21 protein-coding genes are annotated in these 22002 nt (G+C 67.8%); 9 read left to right on the forward strand and 12 right to left on the reverse strand.

The window, feature by feature from the left end:
- Positions 1 to 20: 20 nt before the first annotated feature.
- Entirely contained in the window at positions 21 to 1736 is a 1716-nt protein-coding gene (locus ACZ50J_RS15470) for a phospholipase C (protein ID WP_464298047.1), read from the forward strand.
- A gap of 246 nt (positions 1737 to 1982) precedes the next feature.
- Here the strand turns inward: ACZ50J_RS15470 and ACZ50J_RS15475 are convergent, their stop codons facing one another.
- Positions 1983 to 3653, reverse strand: a complete 1671-nt coding sequence (locus ACZ50J_RS15475) for an acyl-CoA dehydrogenase family protein (RefSeq protein ID WP_464298048.1) — start codon at positions 3651 to 3653, stop codon at positions 1983 to 1985.
- A 48-nt stretch (positions 3654 to 3701) separates the two neighbouring features.
- Between ACZ50J_RS15475 and ACZ50J_RS15480 the strand changes: the two genes are divergently transcribed.
- From ACZ50J_RS15480 to ACZ50J_RS15490, 3 genes are read left to right on the forward strand one after another with little or no spacing between them, the layout of a single operon-like run.
- A complete protein-coding gene (locus tag ACZ50J_RS15480; protein WP_464298049.1) occupies positions 3702 to 4487 on the forward strand; it encodes a maleylpyruvate isomerase family mycothiol-dependent enzyme in 786 nt (261 codons plus the stop codon).
- Between the two features lie 5 nt (positions 4488 to 4492).
- Positions 4493 to 5143 carry an MSMEG_1061 family FMN-dependent PPOX-type flavoprotein gene (locus tag ACZ50J_RS15485; RefSeq protein WP_464298050.1) on the forward strand — a complete coding sequence of 217 codons (651 nt, stop codon included), beginning with the start codon at positions 4493 to 4495 and terminating at the stop codon, positions 5141 to 5143.
- Positions 5144 to 5148: 5 nt separating this feature from the next.
- Positions 5149 to 6492, forward strand: a complete 1344-nt coding sequence (locus ACZ50J_RS15490) for a CoA transferase (RefSeq protein ID WP_464298051.1) — start codon at positions 5149 to 5151, stop codon at positions 6490 to 6492.
- A gap of 7 nt (positions 6493 to 6499) precedes the next feature.
- On the opposite strand, the gene ACZ50J_RS15495 is transcribed toward ACZ50J_RS15490, so the two are convergent.
- Entirely contained in the window at positions 6500 to 6889 is a 390-nt protein-coding gene (locus tag ACZ50J_RS15495) for a DoxX family protein (RefSeq protein ID WP_464298052.1), read from the reverse strand.
- Positions 6890 to 6901: 12 nt separating this feature from the next.
- Entirely contained in the window at positions 6902 to 7744 is an 843-nt protein-coding gene (locus ACZ50J_RS15500) for a GNAT family N-acetyltransferase (RefSeq protein WP_464298053.1), read from the reverse strand.
- A gap of 83 nt (positions 7745 to 7827) precedes the next feature.
- Between ACZ50J_RS15500 and ACZ50J_RS15505 the strand changes: the two genes are divergently transcribed.
- Positions 7828 to 8406, forward strand: coding sequence for a DUF402 domain-containing protein (locus ACZ50J_RS15505; RefSeq protein ID WP_464298054.1), 579 nt, complete (start codon positions 7828 to 7830; stop codon positions 8404 to 8406).
- An 8-nt stretch (positions 8407 to 8414) separates the two neighbouring features.
- Here ACZ50J_RS15505 and ACZ50J_RS15510 read toward each other — a convergent pair whose 3' ends face one another.
- The 4 genes from ACZ50J_RS15510 to ACZ50J_RS15525 all read right to left on the reverse strand — a co-directional run bounded on the left by ACZ50J_RS15510 (position 8415) and on the right by ACZ50J_RS15525 (position 12872).
- Positions 8415 to 10193, reverse strand: a complete 1779-nt coding sequence (locus ACZ50J_RS15510; protein WP_464298055.1) for an alpha/beta-hydrolase family protein — start codon at positions 10191 to 10193, stop codon at positions 8415 to 8417.
- 42 nt (positions 10194 to 10235) lie between these two features.
- The gene (locus tag ACZ50J_RS15515; RefSeq protein ID WP_464298056.1) at positions 10236 to 10883 is read right to left on the reverse strand and encodes a response regulator; all 648 of its coding nucleotides are present in this window, start codon (positions 10881 to 10883) and stop codon (positions 10236 to 10238) included.
- Positions 10859 to 12001 (reverse strand): sensor histidine kinase, encoded by a 1143-nt coding sequence (locus ACZ50J_RS15520; RefSeq protein ID WP_464298057.1) that lies wholly within the window; start codon positions 11999 to 12001, stop codon positions 10859 to 10861. Before ACZ50J_RS15520 ends, ACZ50J_RS15515 begins: the two co-directional genes overlap by 25 nt.
- A gap of 163 nt (positions 12002 to 12164) precedes the next feature.
- Positions 12165 to 12872 (reverse strand): hypothetical protein, encoded by a 708-nt coding sequence (locus ACZ50J_RS15525; RefSeq protein WP_464298058.1) that lies wholly within the window; start codon positions 12870 to 12872, stop codon positions 12165 to 12167.
- 107 nt (positions 12873 to 12979) lie between these two features.
- Between ACZ50J_RS15525 and ACZ50J_RS15530 the strand changes: the two genes are divergently transcribed.
- Both ACZ50J_RS15530 and ACZ50J_RS15535 read left to right on the forward strand, forming a co-directional pair.
- Positions 12980 to 13624 (forward strand): DUF2867 domain-containing protein, encoded by a 645-nt coding sequence (locus tag ACZ50J_RS15530; protein WP_464298059.1) that lies wholly within the window; start codon positions 12980 to 12982, stop codon positions 13622 to 13624.
- Positions 13625 to 13668: 44 nt separating this feature from the next.
- Positions 13669 to 14562 (forward strand): hypothetical protein, encoded by an 894-nt coding sequence (locus ACZ50J_RS15535; RefSeq protein WP_464298060.1) that lies wholly within the window; start codon positions 13669 to 13671, stop codon positions 14560 to 14562.
- Here ACZ50J_RS15535 and ispG read toward each other — a convergent pair.
- Positions 14555 to 15697, reverse strand: a complete 1143-nt coding sequence (gene ispG / locus ACZ50J_RS15540) for a flavodoxin-dependent (E)-4-hydroxy-3-methylbut-2-enyl-diphosphate synthase (protein ID WP_464301359.1) — start codon at positions 15695 to 15697, stop codon at positions 14555 to 14557. The two genes, ACZ50J_RS15535 and ispG, sit on opposite strands and share 8 nt — an antisense overlap.
- A 260-nt stretch (positions 15698 to 15957) precedes the next feature.
- Here ispG and ACZ50J_RS15545 point away from each other — a divergent pair, with 260 nt between their 5' ends.
- Complete coding sequence (locus ACZ50J_RS15545; RefSeq protein WP_464298061.1) at positions 15958 to 17397, forward strand: nucleobase:cation symporter-2 family protein; 1440 nt, start codon at positions 15958 to 15960, stop codon at positions 17395 to 17397.
- Between the two features lie 22 nt (positions 17398 to 17419).
- Here ACZ50J_RS15545 and ACZ50J_RS15550 read toward each other — a convergent pair whose 3' ends face one another.
- Positions 17420 to 17992, reverse strand: coding sequence for a GNAT family N-acetyltransferase (locus ACZ50J_RS15550; RefSeq protein ID WP_464298062.1), 573 nt, complete (start codon positions 17990 to 17992; stop codon positions 17420 to 17422).
- A gap of 36 nt (positions 17993 to 18028) precedes the next feature.
- Between ACZ50J_RS15550 and ACZ50J_RS15555 the strand changes: the two genes are divergently transcribed.
- Positions 18029 to 18628 carry a TetR/AcrR family transcriptional regulator gene (locus ACZ50J_RS15555; RefSeq protein ID WP_464298063.1) on the forward strand — a complete coding sequence of 200 codons (600 nt, stop codon included), beginning with the start codon at positions 18029 to 18031 and terminating at the stop codon, positions 18626 to 18628.
- A gap of 541 nt (positions 18629 to 19169) precedes the next feature.
- Here the strand turns inward: ACZ50J_RS15555 and ACZ50J_RS15560 are convergent.
- From ACZ50J_RS15560 to ACZ50J_RS15570, 3 genes are all read right to left on the reverse strand, one after another.
- Positions 19170 to 19901, reverse strand: a complete 732-nt coding sequence (locus ACZ50J_RS15560; protein WP_464298064.1) for a class I SAM-dependent DNA methyltransferase — start codon at positions 19899 to 19901, stop codon at positions 19170 to 19172.
- Between the two features lie 71 nt (positions 19902 to 19972).
- Entirely contained in the window at positions 19973 to 20563 is a 591-nt protein-coding gene (locus tag ACZ50J_RS15565) for a mycothiol transferase (RefSeq protein WP_464298065.1), read from the reverse strand.
- 95 nt (positions 20564 to 20658) lie between these two features.
- On the reverse strand, positions 20659 to 21996 hold the full coding sequence (locus ACZ50J_RS15570; protein WP_464298066.1) for a M50 family metallopeptidase: 1338 nt from the start codon (positions 21994 to 21996) through the stop codon (positions 20659 to 20661).
- Between the last annotated feature and the right edge of the window lie 6 nt (positions 21997 to 22002).

Below are 22002 nucleotides of genomic sequence, written 5' to 3' on the forward strand. Positions count from 1 at the left end.
AACCCTGGAAGGAAACGAAAGTGCAGAAGAAGTCCGCACTTCTGGCCGCGGCGTCGGCCGGTGTCGTGATCATCGCGGCCGGCACGACAGTCGCCACCACTGCCTATGCGGCGAGCCCTTCGCATCCGAAGCCGCCCGCGTCCCACAGCAGCACGACGACGCCGATCAAGCACGTCGTCGTCCTCTTCGACGAGAACGTCTCGTTCGACCACTACTTCGGCACCTACCCGAACGCCACCAACGCCGACGGCACGAAGTTCACGGCCGCGCGCAACACCCCGCGCGCCAACACGGTCCAGAACGCCGGGCTGATCCGCTCGAACCCCAATCTCTACAAGCCGTTCCGTCTGTCCCCCGACCAGGCGGTCACGTGCGACCAGAACCACTCGTACCTGCCCGAGCAGAAGGCCGTGAACAACGGCAAGAACGACCAGGTCGTGCAGAACACCAGCGTCGACACCTGCACCGGCATGTACGGCGCGCCGGGTCTGGCGATGGGCTACTACGACGGCAACACGGTCACCGGCCTGTGGAACTACGCGCAGCACTACGCGATGAGCGACAACATGTACTCCTCGACCTACGGCCCGTCGACACCGGGCGCGCTGAACCTCATCGCCGGCCAGACCCACGGCGTACACGCGGTCGACTCCAAGACCGGTAAGCCGGCCACCGACAGCTACGTCGTGTCCGGTGCCGACTCCAAGGGCGTCGGCACGGTCACCAACGACCCCGATCCGGCATACGACGACTGCGCCGACAGCAACCACACCTCCACCAACAACCTCGGGGTGATGGAGGGCAAGAACATCGGCGACCAGCTGAACTCCGCTGGGGTCACTTGGGGTTGGTTCCAGGGCGGCTTCGCCCCGAGCACGGCGTATGCCGGCAACGGGACCTACGCACAGTGCTCGACCAAGCACACCAACGTCGCCGGTGGTTCGTCGGTCGACTACAGCCCGCACCACAACCCGTTCGAGTACTACAAGTCGACGGCCAACCCGCACCACCTGCCGCCGAAGTCGCTGGCCGAGGTCGGCCACAACGGACAGGCCAACCACCAGTACGACCTGAGCTACTTCAACGAGGCGCTCAAGAGCGGCAACATGCCTGCGGTCTCGTTCCTGAAGGCGCCGGAGTACCAGGACGGCCACGCGGCATACTCCGACCCGACCGATGAGCAGGACTTCATCGTCAAGGAGATCAACGCGATCCAGCAGTCGCCGGAGTGGAAGGACACCGCGATCGTCGTCACGTATGACGACTCGGACGGCTGGTACGACCACCAGTCCTCGAAGGTCCTGACCGGCGCCAAGGACGCGTCGCTGAACACGGCCATGTGCACCAAGGTCAAGGAGCCGGTCACCAGCGCCGGTCCGCAGGACGACCGTTGCGGCCCCGGACCGCGGATGCCGTTCCTGGTCATCTCGCCGTACTCGAAGGTGAACTCGGTGAACCACCAGCCGCTCGAGCAGGCGTCGGTGATCAAGTTCGTCGAGCAGAACTGGAAGCTGCCGGAGCTGGGTGACGGTTCCTTCGATGCACGGGCGAAGTCGTTCTCGTCGCTGCTGAGCTTGGGCAAGCCGAAGGCATCGACGGTGCTGCTCCACCAGAACGGTTCGGTGGCCAGCGTCACGCCGCCGGCCAAGGGTCACGGCAAGGGCCATGGCCATGGACATGGACACGGCAAGGGCCACGGGCACGGCCACGGCCACGGGCACGGCCACGGTCACTGATCGCGAGTAACCGACGACAGTAGCGGTCCATTCGCTGCATTTCCCGCTCAGGGGCGAGCAACTCACGACGGTCGCGGGTTGCTCGCCCTTGCCTGCACCACCTCGGGGCGAGCAATCGACGACAGTCGTCGGTTGCTCGCCCCGATCGCGTGGTCGCGTGGTCGCGTGGTCGCGTGACCACGCACCGAATGACGGCTTCCTCGCCGACTGACGGCCGTATTCGGGCGTCACTCGGCGAGGAAGCCGTCATTCGCGGTGAGGGGCGGCGCGATCGACGATCGCCGCGGTGTCGAGACCGGTCGGCAGCGTGCCGAACACGCCGGCGTGCTGCCCCAGCACCCGCGAGGCCAGGAACGCCTCGGACACCTCGCTCGGTGACTGCCGGACCAGCAGGCTGGCCTGCAACAGCACCGCCATACGGGAGGCGAGCCAGCGGGCGACATACTCCGCGTCCGACGGATCGACAAGGTTCGCAATCGTTTTCAGCACCTCGTTGACACCGTCGTGCAGCTCGGGCACCCCGGCCGCCTCGACCTCGTCACGCCAGGCGTCGACTCCCTCGGGCTGCCGCTGCAACACCCGCAACACGTCGAGGGCGTTGACGTTGCCGCTGCCCTCCCAGATGGAATTCAGCGGTGACTCGCGGAAGAGCATCGGCAGACCGGACTCCTCGACGTACCCGTTGCCGCCGAGCACCTCCAGCGCCTCGGCCACCTGGAACGAGGTGCGCTTGCAGACCCAGAACTTCGCCAGCGGCAGTCCGATCCGACGCAGCGCACGTTGCGCGGGGTCGTCCGGCGACTCCACTGCACGAGCCAGGCGCAGGCCGAGCGCCGTCGCAGCCTCGGACTCGATCGCGAGGTCCGCCAGGACGTTTCGCATGGCCGGCTTGTCGACCAACAGCCCACCGAACGCGCTGCGGTGCTGCGCGTGCCAGATCGCCTCGGCGAGACTGCGCCGCATCAACGCCGACGAGCCGAGCACACAATCCAACCGGGTCGCAGCCACCATCTCGATGATGGTGCGGACGCCGGCGCCCTCGTCGCCGAGCCGCCGGGCGTGCACGTCCGCGAATTCCAACTCGCTGGACGCGTTGGAGCGGTTGCCGAGCTTGTCCTTCAATCGCACGATGTGCAGCGGATTGCGGCTGCCGTCGGGCAACACGCGCGGCACGACGAAGCAGGTCAGCCCGCCGGGTGCCTGGGCCAGCACCAGGAAGAGGTCGTTCATCGGCGCCGATGTGAACCACTTGTGCCCGGTCAGCCGATAGGTCCCGTCGGCGTTCGGTGTCGCGACGGTTGTGTTGGTGCGTACGTCGGAGCCGCCCTGCTTCTCCGTCATACCCATGCCGGCGAGCAGGCCGCGCTTCTCGGAGATCGGTCGCAGCCCGAAATCATAAGTGGCAGAAGCCAACCCAGGAACGAGCTCGTCGGCGAGCGATCGATCTGCGCGGAGCGCGGGCACCGCGGCATACGTCATCGTCATGGGGCAGCCGTGCCCCGGCTCGATCGCGCTCCAGGCGATGTAGCCCGCCGCGCGGCGCACATGCGGCAGCGGATCCGGCGAAGTCCACGGTGCCCCGCTGAGCCCGAGTCCGACGCCCTTGGCCAGCATCCAGTGCCAGCTGGGGTGGAAGTCGACCTCGTCGACGCGCGTGCCGAACCGGTCCACCGGGCGGAAGACGGGTTCGTGGGCGTTGGCGAGCATCCCGTGCTCGCGCGCCTCCGCCGAGCCGGCCAGCTCGCCGAGCGGTCGCAACGACTCGATCAGCTCCGGGGCCGCGTCGCCGGCCTGGGCACCTAACGCGTCCAGCAGCGCGGCGTCGCCGGTGACCGTGTTGTGGCCGGCGAGCAACGGCACCTGATTGCTCGGTGTCCTTGCGAAGAGATCAGCGGTGTCGCCAGAGAAGTCCACCATGGGCAAAAGGTTACGCATCCGGTCCCCGCGCCACGTTACGGTCGTCCCATGGCTGTGTCGCTGGAGTTCGACGATTGCGTCAACGCGCTCTACAGCGCGACCGAACGGCTGCGCGGGGACACCGTGGACATCCCGGAGGACTCGCTCGTGCCGACCTGCCCCGGCTGGACCGCGCGGCAATTGCTCGCGCACACCGGGATGGTGCACCGATGGGCTGCGCGCATCATCCGCGGTGACGACGACTCCGTGGACGCCGACCGGCCGACGGCCGAGCTGGAGGAGGAGGGCATGCTGGCCGACGACCCCGGCGCGTGGCTGCTCGCGGGTGCCGGCGACCTGGTGCATGCGCTCGAATCCGCGCCGGACGACCTGGACCGGCCGTTCTTCCTGAACGACGCACCGCCGGCCAAGCTCGCCTGGGCGCGACGACAGTGCCACGAGACCACGATCCACGCCTTCGACGGACTCACCGCGCGATTCGGCGGGGTGCCGACGGCAGCCGCCGCCGACGTCGACGTGGACGTCGCGGTCGACGGGATCGACGAACTGCTGCGCGGGTTCGCCACCCGCCGACGGGAGGACCTGCGGACGACCTCCGGCTCCGCGGTCAGCGTCGTCGTCCAAGCGTCCGATGTGGAACGATCGTGGACGTTGCGTCTGTCCGGCGAGCCGATGGTGTGCGAAGAGGGCAGCACCGAGAAGAAGCCGGACGCACGCCTCACCGGAACAGCCACCCAGCTCTACCTCGGCCTTTGGAACCGGGGTGACGAAATCACCCAGGAGGGCGCCGACGTGCTCACCTTCTGGCGTGATCACCTACGTGTCGAATGGTGAATCGGATGTATGACGAGCAGCAGAACCCCTACCGGGACCTGCCGACGGTGACGTCGGTCGAGCAGTTGGAGGAGTTCGGCCTGCCCGATCCCCCGACCCGCGACAAGGTCCGCGACGTGCTGCACCCGCTCGACAAGGACTGGCTGGCCGTGTCGCCGCTGGTGTTCGTCGGAACGGCGACCCCGGACGGTCGCTGCGACGTCTCCCCGAAGGGCGACCCGGCCGGGGTCGGGAAGGTGCTCGACGACCACACGCTGGTCATCCCCGAGCGACCGGGCAACAAGCGGATGGACGGATTCCACAACCTGCTCGCGAATCCACACGTCGGGCTGAATTTCGTGATCCCCGGGCGGCCGGACACCTTGCGGGTCAACGGTGTTGGGCAACTGGTGACCGACGGACCGTTCTTCGACGATCTCGTCGTCCAGGGCCACCGGCCCAAGCTGGCACTGATCGTGCACATCGAGGAGGTCTTCTACCACTGCCCGAAGGCATTCATGCGGGCCAGGGCGTGGCGGCCGGAGACCTGGCAGCCGGAGGCCGTCGCGCGGTACGCCGACGTCGCCAAGGCGCTGTGGCGGGTCGACGACGACCCGGACGTGGTCGAGGAGCACTACCGGGCGGACCGCTACGCCGCCTCGCTCTACGCCAAGTAGCCCAGGTGAGGTGGCCGACGCTGCCCGTTCCGTGGGCGACCGATGAGCTGGCCCGTGGGCCGCGACGCTGGTGGACCGGTCCGCTCGACGTCGAGGGACTCGCGGTGGCCAGCGTGGCGGCTGCCGGATCGGCAGCGAATGCACTTGCTGCCGCACGAGATTCGTCCTGGCGGGCGTTCGTGCCCAGCGGATTGGTCGGCGCGTCCTTCGGGTCGATAGGCCGGCTCCGGGTCGCGGGCGAGCCGGTCAGCAGTTGGGGCGAGCTGTCCGGATTCTTCCGCACCGCGGACGGCTGGATCCGCCTGCACGGCAACTACCCCCACCACGCAGCGGTCATCCGGTCGGTCCTGGATGTCACGGACCGGGCGAGCGCGGAGAGCGCCATACAAGAGCGGGAGGCGGTGGCACTCGAGGAGACGCTGCGAGCGGCCGGCGGCATCGCCGGTGCCGTTCGCACGCAAGAGGTATGGCGCGCCCACCCGCATCACGCGGCAGCGATCGACCATCGACCGCTGGTGGCGGTCGACCCCTCGACCGGCGCGACTCGACGATTGACACCGTCAATGTCGTTGCCGTTGCAAGGCATTCGCGTCCTGGATCTCACCAGGGTGATTGCCGGACCAACCGCGGCACGCTTCCTGGGCGCACTCGGCGCCGACGTGCTGCACATCGATCCGCCGGGTTCGCCGGAATTGCTCGATCAGCACCTGGACACCGGTTTCGCCAAGCGGACTGCCTTGGTCGATTTCACCGACCCGGACGGGCAGGCGTCGGCCCGGACCCTGGCCGGCTCGGCCGACATCGTGCTGACCGGCTACCGGCCGGGCGCGCTGCGTCGCTTCGGACTCGACCGGGAGTCGTTGCTGGACGACCATCCGCACCTGGTGGTCGTCGAACTCTCCGCGTGGGGCGATTCAGGTCCCTGGGGCGACGAGCGCGGCTTCGACAGCATCGTCCAGGCGGTGAGCGGCGTCGCGTCCGCCTACGCGGACGCAGACGGCCGACCCGGTGCGCTGCCGGTCCAAGCACTGGATCACGCGACGGGTTACCTGCTCGCCGCCACCGCGATGCGGCTCCTGGCCCGTCGGCCGCAGGAAGGTGGCGCGAGCGCCCGGCTCGCGCTGGCCCGGACGGCGGAGTGGCTGCTGCAGCACCACGCCGCGGAGGTCGAAGCCGCCGACGCCTTCGACGGACCGGACTGCCCGCTCTGGCTCGCAACCGCCGAATCGCCATACGGTGCAATCGAATACGTCCGCCCACCACTCTTCGTCGGAGAGGTCCCGTTGGACTTCCCGGCGCCGCCTCGGCGCTACGGGCAGGATCCGGCCGAGTGGTGGCTGGACGACTGACGGCGGATCAGCGACCGGCGCGCCAGCCCGCGCGGATCAGCGGCCACTGCAGCGGGAGCCTGGCCACCGTCCCGGCGAGCCACGCCACGCGCTGCGCCGAGGGGCCGCGGTCCGCAACGACGCGGGCAGCGTCAACCGTCATCTGCACGTTGGCCGGAAACACCCCGACCAACAGCGCCGCAGACGCCGGGCCGGCGAGGCGGCGGGTGGGCGGCGCCAGAAGGCCTGCAGCGCAAGCAAGTTCGGCAACCCCGGAAGCGCGGATCACGTCGATCTTGCGCGGTACCCCGCTCGGCATACTCGGCAGGAACGTCTTGGGGCGGACCAGATGGATGACGCCGGAGGTGGCGAACGCCGCCACGAGCACCTTGGCCGTCGGGGTCAGGGAGGAAACCATCCGCCGATCCTGTCAGAGGATGACTGTCGCGAACTTCCCGACCTGCCGGAAGCCGGCCGAGTGGTAGGTCCGTAGGGCGGGCTCGTTGTAGGCATTGACGTAGAGCGTGACGGTCGGTGCGATCGTCTCGATGACCTGCCGCACCACGGCACGCATCGCGGGAGTCGCCAACCCCCTGCCGCGATGTCGCGGTGCGACCCAGACGCCTTGCAACTGCGCGACGCCGGCGGCCAGCGAGCCGACATCCGCCTTGAAGATCACCTCGTGGCCCTCGGTCACGACGAAGGTGTGGCCGGCACTGATCAGCGAGGTGACCATCCGCCGATAGTCGCGGTCCGAGCCGACGTACGGCGGGTAGCCGATCTCCTCGGTGAACATCGCCGTCGATGCCGGGAGCACCTGGTCGACCTCGTCCAGGCGGGCCCGGCGCACCCGCGCATCGACCGGACCGGACCCCTTCGCCGGGGCGGCGGAGACCGCCATCATCGGCTGATCCGGGCGCACCGATCGCGCGTCGCCCCAGTGCTTCTCCAACCGACCCCACAGACCCAGGACCTGGTCCGCGTCACCGAAGATCGACGAACACCGGCGGCGCTTGCGGCGCAAGCGGGCCGCGTACGCGTCCAGGGCGTTCTCGTCGGCGCCGATCGGCACGACGTTCGCGGATGTCCAGCACATGGATCGCAATCGCCGGCCGTCGTCGGTGCCCAGCAGCGCTCCGGCGTATGACGGACCGCCCTCGATCAGGCGCGCCGCGACGAAGACGTTGGCCAGCGGATCGACCGCACACAGGTCCAACGCCGCCGGGAAATCGCCCGGCCCCAAGGCGCGGGCGCCGCTCAGCGTCCGTAACACGGCACCAGCCTTGCACCGACCGATGCTGCGCACACCGAAAATCGCTGATCGATTCGTGGTGCTCCTCGTTACAGTTGCCCGCGATGACTACTCCCACCGCATCCGACCGTCCCGGCACACCCGTTCACGTCGACTACCGGAAGTGGGACGGGACTCCGCACTGGCAGAGCGACGGTCTGCTGCTCGGGGTCGACGAGCACGGCTGCTGGGTGGGTTTCCCACAAGGCACGCATTTCGAGCGACCGGGCGCCGCATTCGACCTCGACTGCGACTCGGTCTCGCTCTTCCCCGACACCGGATACACCCCCGCGTTCAATCAGCCGACCGGGCGCCTCGAGCAGGTGCTGGTGTATGTCGACACCACCACTCCCCCCACCTGGTCACGCACCGACGACGGCGGTTGGCAGGTGACGATGATCGACCTCGACCTGGATGTGGTGCAGCGCGCGAACGGCTTCCTCTACGTGGACGACGAGGACGAGTTCGTCGACCATCAGCAGCAATTCGGCTATCCGGACGATGTCGTACGCCGGGCCGAGGCAGACACGCGAGCCGTCTTCGCGGCCCTCCGCGACGGGCAGCCGCCGTTCGACGGCACCGGCGAACGATGGATGCAGCAGCTGAGCGTGACGAACGCCCTCGGTCGACCACAAGGCACGTGATCCGCCCGTCAGTCCTCGTCGTCGAACGCCCGGACCGATGCCGTGATCGCGGCCTTCTCCCGCGAGCTGACCGTCATACCGAGCACTCCGGCCCAGCCGTCGATGAGCTCGGAACGGTAGCGGTGGCCGTGGCCACCCACCGATGAGTTCGCCGAGATCAGGTCGACGGTGGTGAGCCAAAAGGTGACCAGTGGGTACCAGGTCAGGTCCTTGTCGACGTCATGACCGGCACGCTCCCGCGTCCATGCGGGCTGCTGATAGATCAGCGATGGGTCCCACCAGACGATGGGGTCGGACGGATGCTGCATGAAGAGCACCCGCGGCGACCGCCACTGGCCCGACAGCGGACGCCCGTAGGCGTCGTGATCGATCTGCTCCGGGCTGCCGGCGAACCGGATGTGCCGCCCGTTGTCGATCACCGGCGCGACCTGCGGACTGCCCCGTTGCCGGCTGTTGCTGATGGAGCGCCAGAGCGGAGTGGAGTTCGGGGTGCCGCTCCACAGCGCTCCGTCGACCGCCTCGAGCAATTGATCCGCGTGCCGGAACGGGGCTTCGGTGCTGAGCGCACCGAGCGACTCACCGGAGAGCAACAGATGTGGCCGCTCGGCGGGCGGCCGCTGCTCGATCAGCGCCTCGACCTTCCGAACCAACGCCGTTCCGACCTGGGCCGGCAGGGACCGGTTGGTCAGGAACTGCACGACGCTGGGCAGGAAGGAGTACTGGACGGCCACGGTCGCGACGTCGCCCCCTGTCAGCACCTCGAGAGAGCGAACGTTGTATTCGTCGACCCAGCCGCTGCCCGTGCTGCCGACCACGTTGATGTAGCGCCGGTCCAGCGCGCCGGTGCGCCGCATCTCCGTGACGATCGTCCGCACCAGTTCGTCCGGGTCGACCTCACCCGTCTGCGGCGCGGCATACAGCCGGATCGGCTGTATGGCGGACCGCCCGGTGATCGCCGAGATCTGCGCCGGGCTCGGTGTGTGTGCGGTGTAGATCTGCCCTTCGCGGCCCAACTCCGCCCATGGCTGCGTCGATCCGATACTGCCGGAGACCAGCCGCGAGGTCGGTGCCTGCAACGACTTCGGCGGGTCGTCGTTGACCTTCGCGGCGGAGGCCGAGAGCGCCTCCAGACCCTTCACCGCGATGACACTGCGGGTGAGCCAGGTGACCGATCCGGCCACGAGACAGACGGCGAGCAGACCCGCAACCGGCTTCGGCAGCGCGAAACCGAGCACGAACCGGGACGCCCGGAACGCACCGCGCACCGTCCAGATGATCACCATCAGCACGGCGGTCAATGCGATGGCGGCAACGAGCGACAGACCGTCGCTCAGCAGCGACGGCTCCGGCAGGTCGACCAGCCGGGCACTGTGCCGACGACCCCGGTAACCCGCGAACCAGACCGTGATGGTGATGGCCACCGCGAGCGTCCACAACACGATGTGCAGCCGGGTCCGGTGCGCGTGGTCGGCAACCAGCACCCGGACACCGAGCCACCCGAAGATCACCGCGGCGACGGAGCCGAGCAGGGCGCCGACGGCATACCCGGTGAGGGCGGACAGCGCGGACGCCGCCGCCTGCACCGCCCACGGGCGGGGCAACAAGCTCGGCGCGAAACTGACCAGCAGAGCGAGCCAGCCGAGAACCAGCCCGGTCACGGACCGTCGCATCAGGAACTGTACGAACGGATTCGGCGGGTCAGTCGCTTCGGCATCACGAACGACCAAGTCCTGGTCGTCATCGGGCTCGCGACCGAGCACCTGCTGGGGTGGATCGCCGGCCGTCACCCCCGCAGCGTATCCAGCAGGTATGACGCGATGCCGGAGCGGTCAGTCCACGAAACCGCTTTCGTACGCAGCGATCACGGCCTGGGTCCGATCGCGCGCCGACAGCTTGGCGAGCAGCGTCGCGACGTGCGACTTGACCGTCTCCACGCCGACGAAGAGATCGGCCGCGATCTCGGCGTTCGTCATACCGCGAGCGAGCAGGCGCAACACCTCCTGCTCGCGCTCGGTCAGGCGAGGCAGGGTGCGTCCACGCGCCGGTCGCGAGTTCACCAGCTCGCGGATCGATTCCGGGAAGAGCACGACGTCGAGCCGAGCGAGCGCACGCACCGCGGAGACCAGTTGCGCCGCCCCGGACCGCTTGAGCAGGAAGCCGTGTGCACCGGACACCAGGGCGTCATAGACGTAGGAATCGTGCTCGAAGGTCGTGACCACCAGGATCTTCGGCGCGTCCGGGGCGGTGAGCAGTCGACGCGTCGCCTCGATGCCGTCCAGGAGCGGCATGCGCACGTCCATCACGACCACGTCGGGCGCGACGGATCGAACCGTCTGCAGTGCGGAGACACCGTCGTCCGCGGAGCCGACGACCTCCATGTCCGGCTGAGCGCCGAGAATCGCGGCGAAGCCGTCGCGGACCATCTCATCGTCGTCGGCGATGACGACCTTGATCACCGGTTCGGGAGTCGGACACACAGCTGCCACTCCTTCCCGCCCGAACGAGGACCCACGTCAACGGTGCCGCCGGCGAGTTCCGCACGTTCACGCAGACCGACCAGGCCACGTCCACCTGGTATCGGTGAATCCCGTTGTTCCGCAGTCATGTTCATAACCTTGATCTCGACGTCTGAATCGATCGCGACGTGTACGACGGCCGCACCCTTGCCGTGTTTCACCGCGTTGGTCAGTCCTTCCTGAACGATCCGGAACACATCACCGGATCGTGCCGCGGACAGGCTGGCCCACTCCCCCGTCGTCCGGAGCGAGGAGGGCTCGCTCGTCGCGGCCCGGTGCACCAGGGCCGCCAGGTCGGCCGCCGTACGTCCGCCGCCCCCGGTACGCAATGACCCCAGCACCTCATCCAGCTCCTGGAGTGCCGCGGAAGCACTCGCGCTGATCCGCTCCAATGCACCCAGCGCCACTTGCGGGTCCGTCGGACCGACCGCACTACCGGCCTCGGCCTGCACACTGATCGCGGTGAGCGAGTGGCCGATCGTGTCGTGCAGTTCGCGCGCGAGCTCGTTGCTACGTGCCAACTCCTGCTCGCGCTCCGCCGCGAGCGCCAGCTTGTCGGCGGTGGTTGGGCCGAGCACGCGCGGCGCGGCCCACACGAGTATGCCGCCGAAAACCGCTTGTGCGGCGAAGGATCCGAGCACGATCACAATCCCCAGCGGCACCCGCCATACGAGCTCAGCACCGTCGCTGACCCGGCCGGCGGCAAGGCCCACACCGCCGGGAACGCCGCTGAGCAACACGACCGCCGCAAGCGCACCCACGACCAGCACCAGACCCGCCCAGGCGGCACCGTGCCACCGGCTGTCCCAGGAGTACCGGTCGCGGACGGCCGGCAGCTCGACCCCGAGCAGCGGTCGCGCCATCGCCACCTCGGCGTCGCGCACCGGTGGACTCAGCAGCACGAACCCGGCCACCGCCACCGCGACGCCGGCCAGCGCGATCACGAAGACCCGGTCCTGCCCCGAGGTGCCCTGGACGGAAATGGTGAAGGCATAGATCAGCCACCCCAGCAGGGCCGCACCGCCGGCGCCCAGCACGAGGTATGCCGCACCGCGTGTCCCTCTCCGCACGAGTCCCATGCTGTCACGGTGCGGACGTCGCGCGGGTCCCCCGGACGAGGGATGCCGTTCGCCCGTACAGGTGACAACGGACGCCCTGCCGGACGAAAACCCAGTGATACGAACACGGTCGCCGCGCGGCAGTCGCTCCGGTCGACCCGGACCACGCGCCGAACGGGAGCACTTACCTGCGCTTGATGATCCCCGCGATGCCGACGCCGACGATGCCGACGGAAGCGAGCATGCTGAGCCAGAGCCCCCAGCCGACGCTGCCACCGCTGTTGTCGCTCACGTCGCCGAAGTCATAGACCGTCGTCGCGGTGGACAGGACACCCATGACCAGGATGACGATTGCCGCGGCCAGCGAGATCCTCCCCAGCCCGCGCAGCAGCCCGAACACCATGACCACGACGGCGAACACCGTGACGACCACGCCGTCCTTGACATCGTCGGACGATGTGCTGACGGTGCCGGAGACCTGCCCGTAGCCGTTCATCGAGATGTGGCCGAACAGACCGGCATCGAGGGTGACCCACGCACCGAAGCAACCGATGATCGCCAGGGCCCCGAGGGCGAGGGACAACCAGCCGATCGTCCGCGCCGGCCGGCTCACGGGTGCCTTCGGAATGGCCCCGGGGTAGGTCGGCGCGCCACCGTACGGCTGTTGTCCGTACGGCTGCTGGTTGTACGGCTGGCCCTGTCCGTACTGGGGTTGCCCGTACTGCGGCTGGCCGTATTGGGGTTGCCCGTACTGCGGTTGCCCGTACTGCGGTTGCCCGTACTGCGGCTGGCCGTACGCCGGCTGCTGCCCCTGCCCGTTGTTCGGCTGCCCCTGAGGACGCGACTGATTCGCGTCACCGTCGCCGCCCCACGGCGGTGGTTGTTGTGTCATCAGATCTCCCTTCCGATGCGCGCAGACTAACCGTTCCCCCGCGCGGGGGAACGCGAACACCCGGGCAGGGGAACCGTTGTCGCGTGCACCGGGCAATCGTGGTCGGTATGAGAGGACAGACACCCACGGCATACATCCCGGCGTCGTCGGCCACAGGGCGGCGGCTACCGAACAGCGCGTTCCGAGAGCGCGCCTGGCGGATCCACGAGATCGCCGACGACTTCGAGCTGCTCGACGTGTGGCAGTTGCCGACGCCCGGCGGGCCGGACGACCTGCGACTGCTGGTGGAGCTGATCGCCGGCGACGTCCTGTCCGAACACCGGTCCGCCATCGTCAAGCTGGTCTGGTCGGTGCGCTGGGAGCTCGGCCGGCTGCTGCACTGGGACGATCCGCACAACGGCGTCGGCATGCGCGTGCCGTCACTCAGCGCCCGGTTCCCGGCGGACCTGCGCGGCGCACCGATCGGACCGGATTTCGGTCAGTCCCCCTTCACCTCCCTCTACTTGTTGCATGACGAGTTCGCCGCCGAGCTGGCCAACTCGACCTGCCACGGCGTGCTGCACATCGGTTGGGTCGAGACCGAATCAGGTTGCTACACCGCACAGTTGGCCATTCTGGTCAAGCCGAACGGGGCCAAGGGCCGCGCATATCTCGCCGGCATACAACCGTTCCGCCACGCCCTGATCTATCCGGCGATGTTGCGCCAGATCGGTCGGTCGTGGTCGGACCTGCACGAGGCGGGCCGACGGTGAGTGCGGTGTCGATGGCAACCCGCCGACCCGTCGAGCATCGTGCGGTGCGGAACCGAGCGGATCGGGTCCGGCGACGACTCGCCGTCGGGGCTGTGGTCGCCACGCTCCCCTACAGCGCGCTGAAGGTCGGCTGGTTGGCCGGCTCGCGGGTCGGCCTGCAGGACGCGTCGTTCGGGACCAGCGCCACGATGCACGTACTGAACGCGGCGACCTTCGGACTCGACCTCGTCGCTCTGGGGCTCGCCATTGCCTTCTTCCGCGGCACACGCGCGCCGACCTGGTTCGTGCTGCCGACCATGTGGATCGGCTACGGGCTGCTCGGTCAGATCGTGATGATCATCGGACCCTCGATCGTCGTGCAGCTCATCACCGGACCACCGACGACGAACGATGGAGCTGCACCCATCGCCGGTTGGGTCTACGCGGTGGTCTACACCGGCTTCAGCGGTCTGGGACTGTGCCTGTTGCCGGCATTCGGCATCTACGCGTGGCAACGCTGGGCCGGCGTGAACGGTTGGGGCGAGCGGCTTTCCGGCATACCCCGGACGCTGCCCCGCTGGCCCACCGCTGCCGTCGCCGTGGTGAGCGTCGCACTGTTGGTGCGGTCGGTGTGCTCGAGTTCCGCACCGGAGGCCATGGGGTGGTGCGTCGACGCCGTGATCGGTTTCGTCGCCGTCCTGACCGTCCGGTCTGCACGCCGAGGTCGACCCACCCGCATGCGACGTGCGGTGCCGCTGGCTGTGCTCTGGACAGCGTCGGGGGCGTGGACGGCGTGGGCGGCATACGGCCTGGTGCTCGGAGTCGTCCCCAACGACCTGGCGGACGAGACCGCGTCACCCGTCGACGTGGTGCTTCTCGTCGCCAAGCTCGTCGCCGGCGCCGGCCTGCTGTTCACGGTACGACGCCTGGCGAGCAGCTCGGGTCGCGACGTCAGCTGACGGTGACGCTCGGGCTGCCGGCGGACTCCTCGTCGATCGGCTCACCCATCTCGTCGGCGATGCGCATCGCTTCCTCGATCAGCGTCTCGACGATCTGCGCCTCGGGAACGGTCTTGATGACCTCGCCCTTGACGAAGATCTGGCCCTTGCCGTTGCCCGATGCGACGCCGAGGTCGGCCTCGCGCGCCTCGCCGGGACCGTTGACGACACAGCCCATGACGGCAACGCGCAATGGCACCGTCATACCTTCCAGACCGGCGGTGACCTGCTCGGCGAGCGTGTAGACGTCGACCTGGGCACGACCGCAGGACGGGCAGGAGACGATCTCCAACTTGCGCGGCTTGAGGTTGAGCGACTGCAGGATCTGGATGCCGACCTTGATCTCCTCGACCGGCGGCGCCGACAAGGAGACACGGATCGTGTCGCCGATGCCCTTGGACAGCAGCGCACCGAACGCGGTCGCCGACTTGATCGTGCCCTGGAACGCCGGACCCGCCTCGGTGACGCCGAGGTGCAGCGGCCAGTCACCGCGCTCGGCGAGCAGCTCGTAGGCGCGCACCATGACGACCGGGTCGTTGTGCTTGACCGAGATCTTGAAGTCGTGGAAGTCGTGCTCCTCGAAGAGGCTCGCTTCCCAGACCGCGGACTCGACCAGCGCCTCGGGCGTCGGCTTGCCGTACTTCTCCAGCAGCCGCTTGTCGAGGGAGCCGGCGTTGACGCCGATGCGCAGCGAGACCCCGGCGTCCTTGGCGGCCTTGGCGATCTCCTTGACCTGGTCGTCGAACTTACGGATGTTGCCCGGGTTGACGCGCACGGCCGCACAGCCGGCGTCGATCGCCGCGAAGACGTACTTCGGCTGGAAGTGGATGTCGGCGATGACCGGGATCTGCGACTTCTTCGCGATCGCCGGCAGCGCGTCGGCGTCATCCTGACTCGGGCAGGCGACGCGCACGATGTCACAGCCGGCGGCGGTCAACTCGGCGATCTGCTGAAGGGTCGCGTTGATGTCGGTGGTCGGCGTCGTGCACATCGACTGCACCGAGATCGGAGCGTCTCCTCCGACCTCGACCTTGCCGACCTTGATCTTGCGGGACTTGCGGCGGGGTGCGAGTACGGGCGCCGGGGCGCTCGGCATACCGAGAGAAACAGTCACCCCTTCAGTATGACTCTCCGCACCGCTCCTGCCGCAACGCGGCCGACCAACGCCCACGGGTATGCCGCCGCGGTCCACCCTTCGAACCTTCTTCAACAAAACGTTGACGACCGTTGTGGTCCATGCCACTCTTTCACGTATCGGAATTCATTTTCCATATAGCGATAGGAGCCGCCCATGTGCCACGAACCGATCGGACCTCGATCCCGCCCCTCCCCCACGACGAACTGAGGGTGCGCGCCGTGAAACTCCTACGACGCGAGGGCAATTCGACGACCGAGGGTCGGCCCGAGGACACGATGTACAGTCCCGGCCGCCTGCTCGTCTACGGAACCCAACACATCCTCACGATGTATGGCGGAGTGATCGCCCCACCCATCATCATCGGCGGAGCCGCGCACCTGAAGACGTCCGACATCGCGCTGCTCGTGACCGCCGGACTGTTCATCAGCGGTGTCGCCACCCTGCTGCAGACGCTCGGCATCGGACCGGTCGGCAGCCAGTTGCCCATCGTGCAGGGCGTGTCGTTCGCCAGCGTGTCGACGATGGTGTCGATCGCCGGCAAGGACGGCGTGCGGCCGGTGCTCGGCGCGATCATCGTCGCCGGGCTGATCGGGGTCATCGCCTCGACATACTTCGCGAAGATCGTGCGGTTCTTCCCGGCAGTGGTCACCGGGTCGATCATCACCGTGATCGGAGCGTCGCTGATGCCGACCGCGTTCACGTGGTGCATGGGTGGCGACTCCGGCGCCAAGGACTTCGGATCACCGACGAACATCGGCTTTGCCGGCCTCACGCTGCTGATCATCGTGCTGATCAGCAGGCTCTTCCAGGGCGCGATCTCACGGTTGTCGATCCTGATCGGCATGGTGATCGGCACGATCGTGGCGGCCGCGACCGGGCATGCCGATTTCTCCGGGGTGCGCGACGCGAAGATCGTGGCGCTGCCGCAGATCCTGCACTTCGGCTCACCGACGTTCCAGGTCGGCGCGATCATCTCGATGACCATCGTCGTCCTGGTGATCATGACCGAGACGACCGCCGACATCCTCGCCATCGGCGAGATCGTGGAGACCGAGGTCGACGACAAGCGGGTCGCCGCGGGCCTGCGCGCCGACATGGCCGCCACCACCGTGGCGCCGTTCTTCGGCAGCTTCCCGGCGAGCGCCTTCGCTCAGAACGTCGGCCTCGTCGCACTTACCGGCATCAAGAGCCGGTTCGCCGTTGCGGCCGGCGGTGGCGTGCTCGTGGTGCTCGGCCTGCTGCCCGTGGTCGGTGCGGTGGTCGCGGGAATTCCGTCGCCGGTGCTCGGCGGGGCGGGGATCATCCTGTTCGGATCGGTCACCGCCAGCGGCATACGAACGCTCGCGCGGGTGGACTTCGAGAACGGCCTCAACCTGATCATCATCTCGGTGGCGTTCGGGCTCGGCGTCATACCGATCGCCGCGCCGACGTTCTGGGACAAGTTCCCGGACTGGTTCGGTGTGATCATGGGCTCCGGCATCAGCTCCGCCGCGATCAGTGCCGTGCTGCTCAACCTCTTCTTCAACGAGTGGACGTGGGGCAACAAGCCGGGCGCCTCGGTGTTCGCCGAGCGTGACAGCCGGGTCCAGCAGTTCGGCGACCGACTGGAGGACGACATCCGACGATCGGAGCGGCGCTCGCCCGCGCCGAGCGAATAAGCCTGGTGTCAGGCGGAACTCGTCATTCGGTAGCGCGTGCAGCTCGGTGTTCGTCGGCCAGGATCGCCCAGACCTGCTTGTCGTGATGTATGCCGCCGTTCAGCCACGCCTGTCGCAGCGTCGCCTCGTGCGTCATACCCAGTCGACGTGCGACGGCGGCGCTGCGTGCGTTGTCCGCGCGGCACCGCCACTCCACCCGATGCAGGTTCCGCTCATCGAAGGCCCAGTCCAGCATCCGGCGCCCGCCGGCGGTGATCAGCCCGCGGCCTTCGCCGGCCGGCTCGAGCCAGCAGCCGAGCTCGGCGGTGCCGCCGGTGGCGTCGAAGCCGACGAACATCAACCCACCGACGAGGGTGCCGTCGGACCAGATGCCGACGAGCCTGGCCTGGTCACGTGCGGCTCCTTCGGCATACCGGACGAGCGTGGCGCGTGCTGCGTCCACCGTCTCGGTGACGAATGACGGCCCGACCCAGGGTCGGATGTGCTCGCGTGCCCGATCGAGGTGGGCTGCGAACTCGTCGGCATGCCAGGGCTCGAGGGCGCGCAGGCAGGCTCCGTCGGCGAGGTGATGGCTGAACACGGTTGCTCCGATCATTTGCATAACGTTTGTTGTGCAAATTAGCATCCGGGCATGGCCAGACCCAAGGGGAATCATGAGGACCGCCGCGGCGAGGTCGCCGAGGCCGTATGGCGGGTGCTCGCCCGCGACGGTTTCAACGGTCTGACGATCAGGGCGATCGCGCGCCAACTGCAGGCGACAACCGGAGTCGTGACGCACTACTTCCGGTCCAAGCGGGAGATCATCGGCTACGCGCTGGAACTGCTCGACAAACGATCAACGGATCGGCCGCGCCGGTCGGCCGACGCGGGGTTGCCCGCCGTTCGCTCGGCGATCATCGACATGCTGCCGCTGGATGCGGACTCCGTCACGGCCAACCGGGTCTGGGTCTCGTCGTGGGACCAGGCATTGGCCGATCCGCAGTTCCGGCGGGATCACGCGCGGCGTTACGCGGCCGGTGTCGATCGACTGACCGAGCTCGTCAGCGACGCGCAGACGCGGGGTGAAATGCGCGCCGGAGATTCGCACTCGATGGCGACCGAGCTGCAGTGCTTCGCGCTCGGCCTGATCGTGCAGGCAGTGCTTGATCCGACGCATTACCCCGAGGAAAGGCAAGTGGCGCTGCTGGACGATCTCCTCGAAAACATGGCAGGAAGACCCGAATCCCCGTGAAACACAGAGCGGTTCGCACCTCGTAGGTCGCCGCATGTCGTGCGCGGCAGGCAGCGCGCAGCGGTCGGTATCCGCCTTCGTCGGTTCGTCCGGTCACGGGCCCGGGGGCCGTCCACATCTCTGCGGTGCGGGAGCGGTTGTCCACATGCGGGCACGATGGCGAGCGGTGAGCCGGGATCGGCCGACTACTTTGGGCGACTCCACAAGCGACGGATAGCGGTGCAGCACATGGCTGTTGACGAGGGCGAGCTGCTCCTCCAGTTGCGCAATTGCTTGTCCGCGCTCGACGCTGCGCCGAGCATCGTCCATGGGCTTTGCAATGCTGTGTACGACGCATCATCAGCTCGTCCACCGGTTCGGCTACACGGCGTCCGTCTCGGCGACGCGCGTCGAGTGGGCCCTCACCACTGTGCCCATGACGGCACGGCGGTCCGACGAGGACGCAGTGCGATCGTCGTCACCTCACGTGGTCGCGCGAGTCTCGTCGCGCAGTACGGCGACGAATCGCCGCCCACGGGCGCGGAACCACGGCTCGACTGCTTCAGCCGTCGGTCCGCCAGACCGAGACGTGTGACTCGCTGTCACTGGTGAACTCGCTGCCGTTCCAGTCCGCCATCCGCCGCTCGAGCGTCATACCGGCGAGTTGCGCCATCAGATCGCATTCCGCGGGCCAGACGTAACGAAAGTTTCCGACGCCATACCGGAACGTGCCGTCGGCCTGCCGCGTGTAGTGATGTGACTGACTTTGCTGGGTGGCCAGGTCGTAGGTGTCGAAACCGAGGTGTCCTTCCCCGATGTGGAAAGGCACCGCCGACTGGCCCGGGGGTAGCCGGCGAAGGGTGGGCACGCCGAGCTCGATGACGAACCGGCCGCCGGGCGCGAGGTGCCTCGCCGCGTTGCGGAACACCTCGACTTGTTCGGCCTGCGTGCGCACGTTCGCAAGGCTGTTCCACACGAGGTAGACCAAGGAGAACTCACCCTCCACCCTCGTCGTCGCCATGTCGCCGACCGTCACCGGAACATCAGGGGCCTTGACGTGCAACTGATCGATCATCGGCTGCGACAACTCGATACCGGCGACGCGAACCCCCTTCTCGATCAGGGGAATTGCAACGCGGCCCGTGCCAATGGCGAACTCCAGGGCGGCCCCCTCACCCGCCAGTCCGGCAAGGTAGTCGACGGCCGGAGTCAGGACCTCCGCGGTGAACATGAACGACGCCTCGGCGTCGTACCGCTCGGCCGTTGCGGCGTCCCACAGATCGCTACTCGACATAGACATGAGCGTGCCCCAACTCATGATCCGATGCGAACAAATTTGACCTGAGCGATGGTGTCGACACTCGCTCAGACGGTGCCGATCGTCCCAGGGGCAGGTTCGTAGGGCTGGAAGAACTGCGACGCCGGCATGCCTTCCAGGGTCATCACCAATGCAGGGATCGCCACGCCGTCCAGTTCTTCCCGAATGATGTCGGCATGGCCGGCGTGCCGCGCGAACTCTTCGAAGAAGTGGCCGATGTCGTACCGCCGCAGGACAGGCTGCGGCTCCATGATGCCGTGCCACGGCGCAGCCGGTGCCGTGGCCGCCGCATCCGGATCGGCCTGCTCCACGGCGGCCAACAACTCCGCACGAGCGGCATCGAACTCAGCCAGCAGGTCCGCCACTCGTTCGTCCGGACCGACCACCAGGCTCCCGAGGTATGTCGCGAAAGCCGCGTCATCGAGTGCGGACAGCGAACCGGACAGTTGCGCGATGTAGCCGCTCATGCTGTACGCGGCGTGCTTGAGCAACGCCGCAAGTGAGAGCGTGCTGCGACACGGCGTCGCCTTCGCCTGCTCCTCCGTCAGTCCGTGGACCGAGGCGCGGATCGCCGCCAGTTGTTGGTCGACGTAGTTGAGCAGGCCGGTGATCTCGTCGTGCTGGGCGGGTGCGTACATCGGTCGCTCCTCGTTGCGATGTGAGTCGGTGGATGAGACGCACGCTCCTCCCCCAAGCGGACAGCTTCGGTCCGCAAGCCGATCGCGCGGTCGGCTCAGCCGAGCTTCACCGGATTCACGATGTCGGCATAGGCCAACAGGGCGAACATCACCAGCAGCACGATCGAGACGCCATACGCCAGCGGAAGTGCCTTGGCGACGTCGACATACACCGGGCCGGTGATCCCGCGGGCTCGTGCGATCCGACGCTTGATCGCCTCCCACAACGCGCCGGCGATGTGACCACCGTCGAGCGGCAGCAGCGGCACCATGTTGAAGACGAAGAGCGCCATGTTGAGCGACGCGAGGATCATCAGCAGCACGACGATCTTGTCCTTCGTGCTGGCGTACTTCGACTCGGTGACATCGCCGGCCGTCCGGCCGACACCCACAACCGACTGCGGGCCGTTCTGATCGCGCGTCCCGCCGCTGAAGGCGGCATTCCAGACACCGACCATCTTCTGCGGGATCTTCACGAACACCGAGGAGGTGCGCTCGAGGGCATTGCCGAAGGTGCCGATGGCGGCCGGAAGTGATTGACGCTCGTCCCGGTAGGTGCCACCGATCGACGCACCGATGATGCCGACGTCCTCGTACTCGACCTGACCCTTCCAGTTGACCACCTCGGTGCCGTTGCTGTCCTGCTTGGGCATGCGCTCCAGCTTCGGCGTCACGTGGAGCGTGACGGCCTTCCCGTCGCGCTGCACCACCAGCGGGATCCGATCACCCGGGTGGGCACGCACGATCCGGGTGAAATCCGTGGTCGAGGAGATCTTCGTTCCATCGATCGACACGATGCGGTCGCCGGGCTTCACCCCGGCTGCGGCTGCGGCGGTGCGCCCGGCAGCGTCGCAGTCGGTCACCGCCTTACCGGCCGTCGTGGCAGTGCACGACTGAACCGCCGCGATGCTCGCACTCTGCTGCACCGGCAGCCCGATCCCGCTCGCAATGATGATCAGCAGAACCAGTGCGATGACGAGGTTCATGAACGGGCCGCCGAACATGATGACGACCTTCTTCCAGGTCGGCAGCTTGTAGAAGACCCGGTCGGCGTCCTGCGGTGCGATGTGCTCGTACGCGTCCTCGCGCATCTGGTCGGCCAGCTGGCTGAACCGACCGGTCGAGGAGGAGCGGATCAGACCCTCGCTCTCACCGGGTCGCGGAGGGAACATCCCGATCATCCGGATGTAGCCACCGAGCGGGATCGCCTTCACGCCATACTCCGTCTCGCCGCGGCGACGTGACCAGAGAGTCGGACCGAAGCCGACCATGTACTGCGTGACCTTGACGCCGAAGAGCTTCGCGGGGGTGAGATGACCGATCTCGTGCAGGGCGATCGAGATACCGACGCCGAGCAGCAGGATGATCACACCGATCAGGAACAACACGCCCATTAGCGT

Source organism: Flexivirga sp. G2, assembly GCF_055397625.1.

Coding starts and splice junctions, on each gene's coding strand:
- ACZ50J_RS15475 (WP_464298048.1), bottom strand. CDS start 3,653: ATGGTGGACTTCTCTGGCGACACCGCTGATCTCTTCGCAAGGACACCG.
- ACZ50J_RS15480 (WP_464298049.1), top strand. CDS start 3,702: ATGGCTGTGTCGCTGGAGTTCGACGATTGCGTCAACGCGCTCTACAGC.
- ACZ50J_RS15485 (WP_464298050.1), top strand. CDS start 4,493: ATGTATGACGAGCAGCAGAACCCCTACCGGGACCTGCCGACGGTGACG.
- ACZ50J_RS15495 (WP_464298052.1), bottom strand. CDS start 6,889: ATGGTTTCCTCCCTGACCCCGACGGCCAAGGTGCTCGTGGCGGCGTTC.
- ACZ50J_RS15505 (WP_464298054.1), top strand. CDS start 7,828: ATGACTACTCCCACCGCATCCGACCGTCCCGGCACACCCGTTCACGTC.
- ACZ50J_RS15520 (WP_464298057.1), bottom strand. CDS start 12,001: ATGGGACTCGTGCGGAGAGGGACACGCGGTGCGGCATACCTCGTGCTG.
- ACZ50J_RS15525 (WP_464298058.1), bottom strand. CDS start 12,872: ATGACACAACAACCACCGCCGTGGGGCGGCGACGGTGACGCGAATCAG.
- ACZ50J_RS15530 (WP_464298059.1), top strand. CDS start 12,980: ATGAGAGGACAGACACCCACGGCATACATCCCGGCGTCGTCGGCCACA.
- ispG (WP_464301359.1), bottom strand. CDS start 15,697: ATGCCGAGCGCCCCGGCGCCCGTACTCGCACCCCGCCGCAAGTCCCGC.
- ACZ50J_RS15550 (WP_464298062.1), bottom strand. CDS start 17,992: ATGATCGGAGCAACCGTGTTCAGCCATCACCTCGCCGACGGAGCCTGC.
- ACZ50J_RS15555 (WP_464298063.1), top strand. CDS start 18,029: ATGGCCAGACCCAAGGGGAATCATGAGGACCGCCGCGGCGAGGTCGCC.
- ACZ50J_RS15560 (WP_464298064.1), bottom strand. CDS start 19,901: ATGTCGAGTAGCGATCTGTGGGACGCCGCAACGGCCGAGCGGTACGAC.
- ACZ50J_RS15565 (WP_464298065.1), bottom strand. CDS start 20,563: ATGTACGCACCCGCCCAGCACGACGAGATCACCGGCCTGCTCAACTAC.
- ACZ50J_RS15570 (WP_464298066.1), bottom strand. CDS start 21,996: ATGGGCGTGTTGTTCCTGATCGGTGTGATCATCCTGCTGCTCGGCGTC.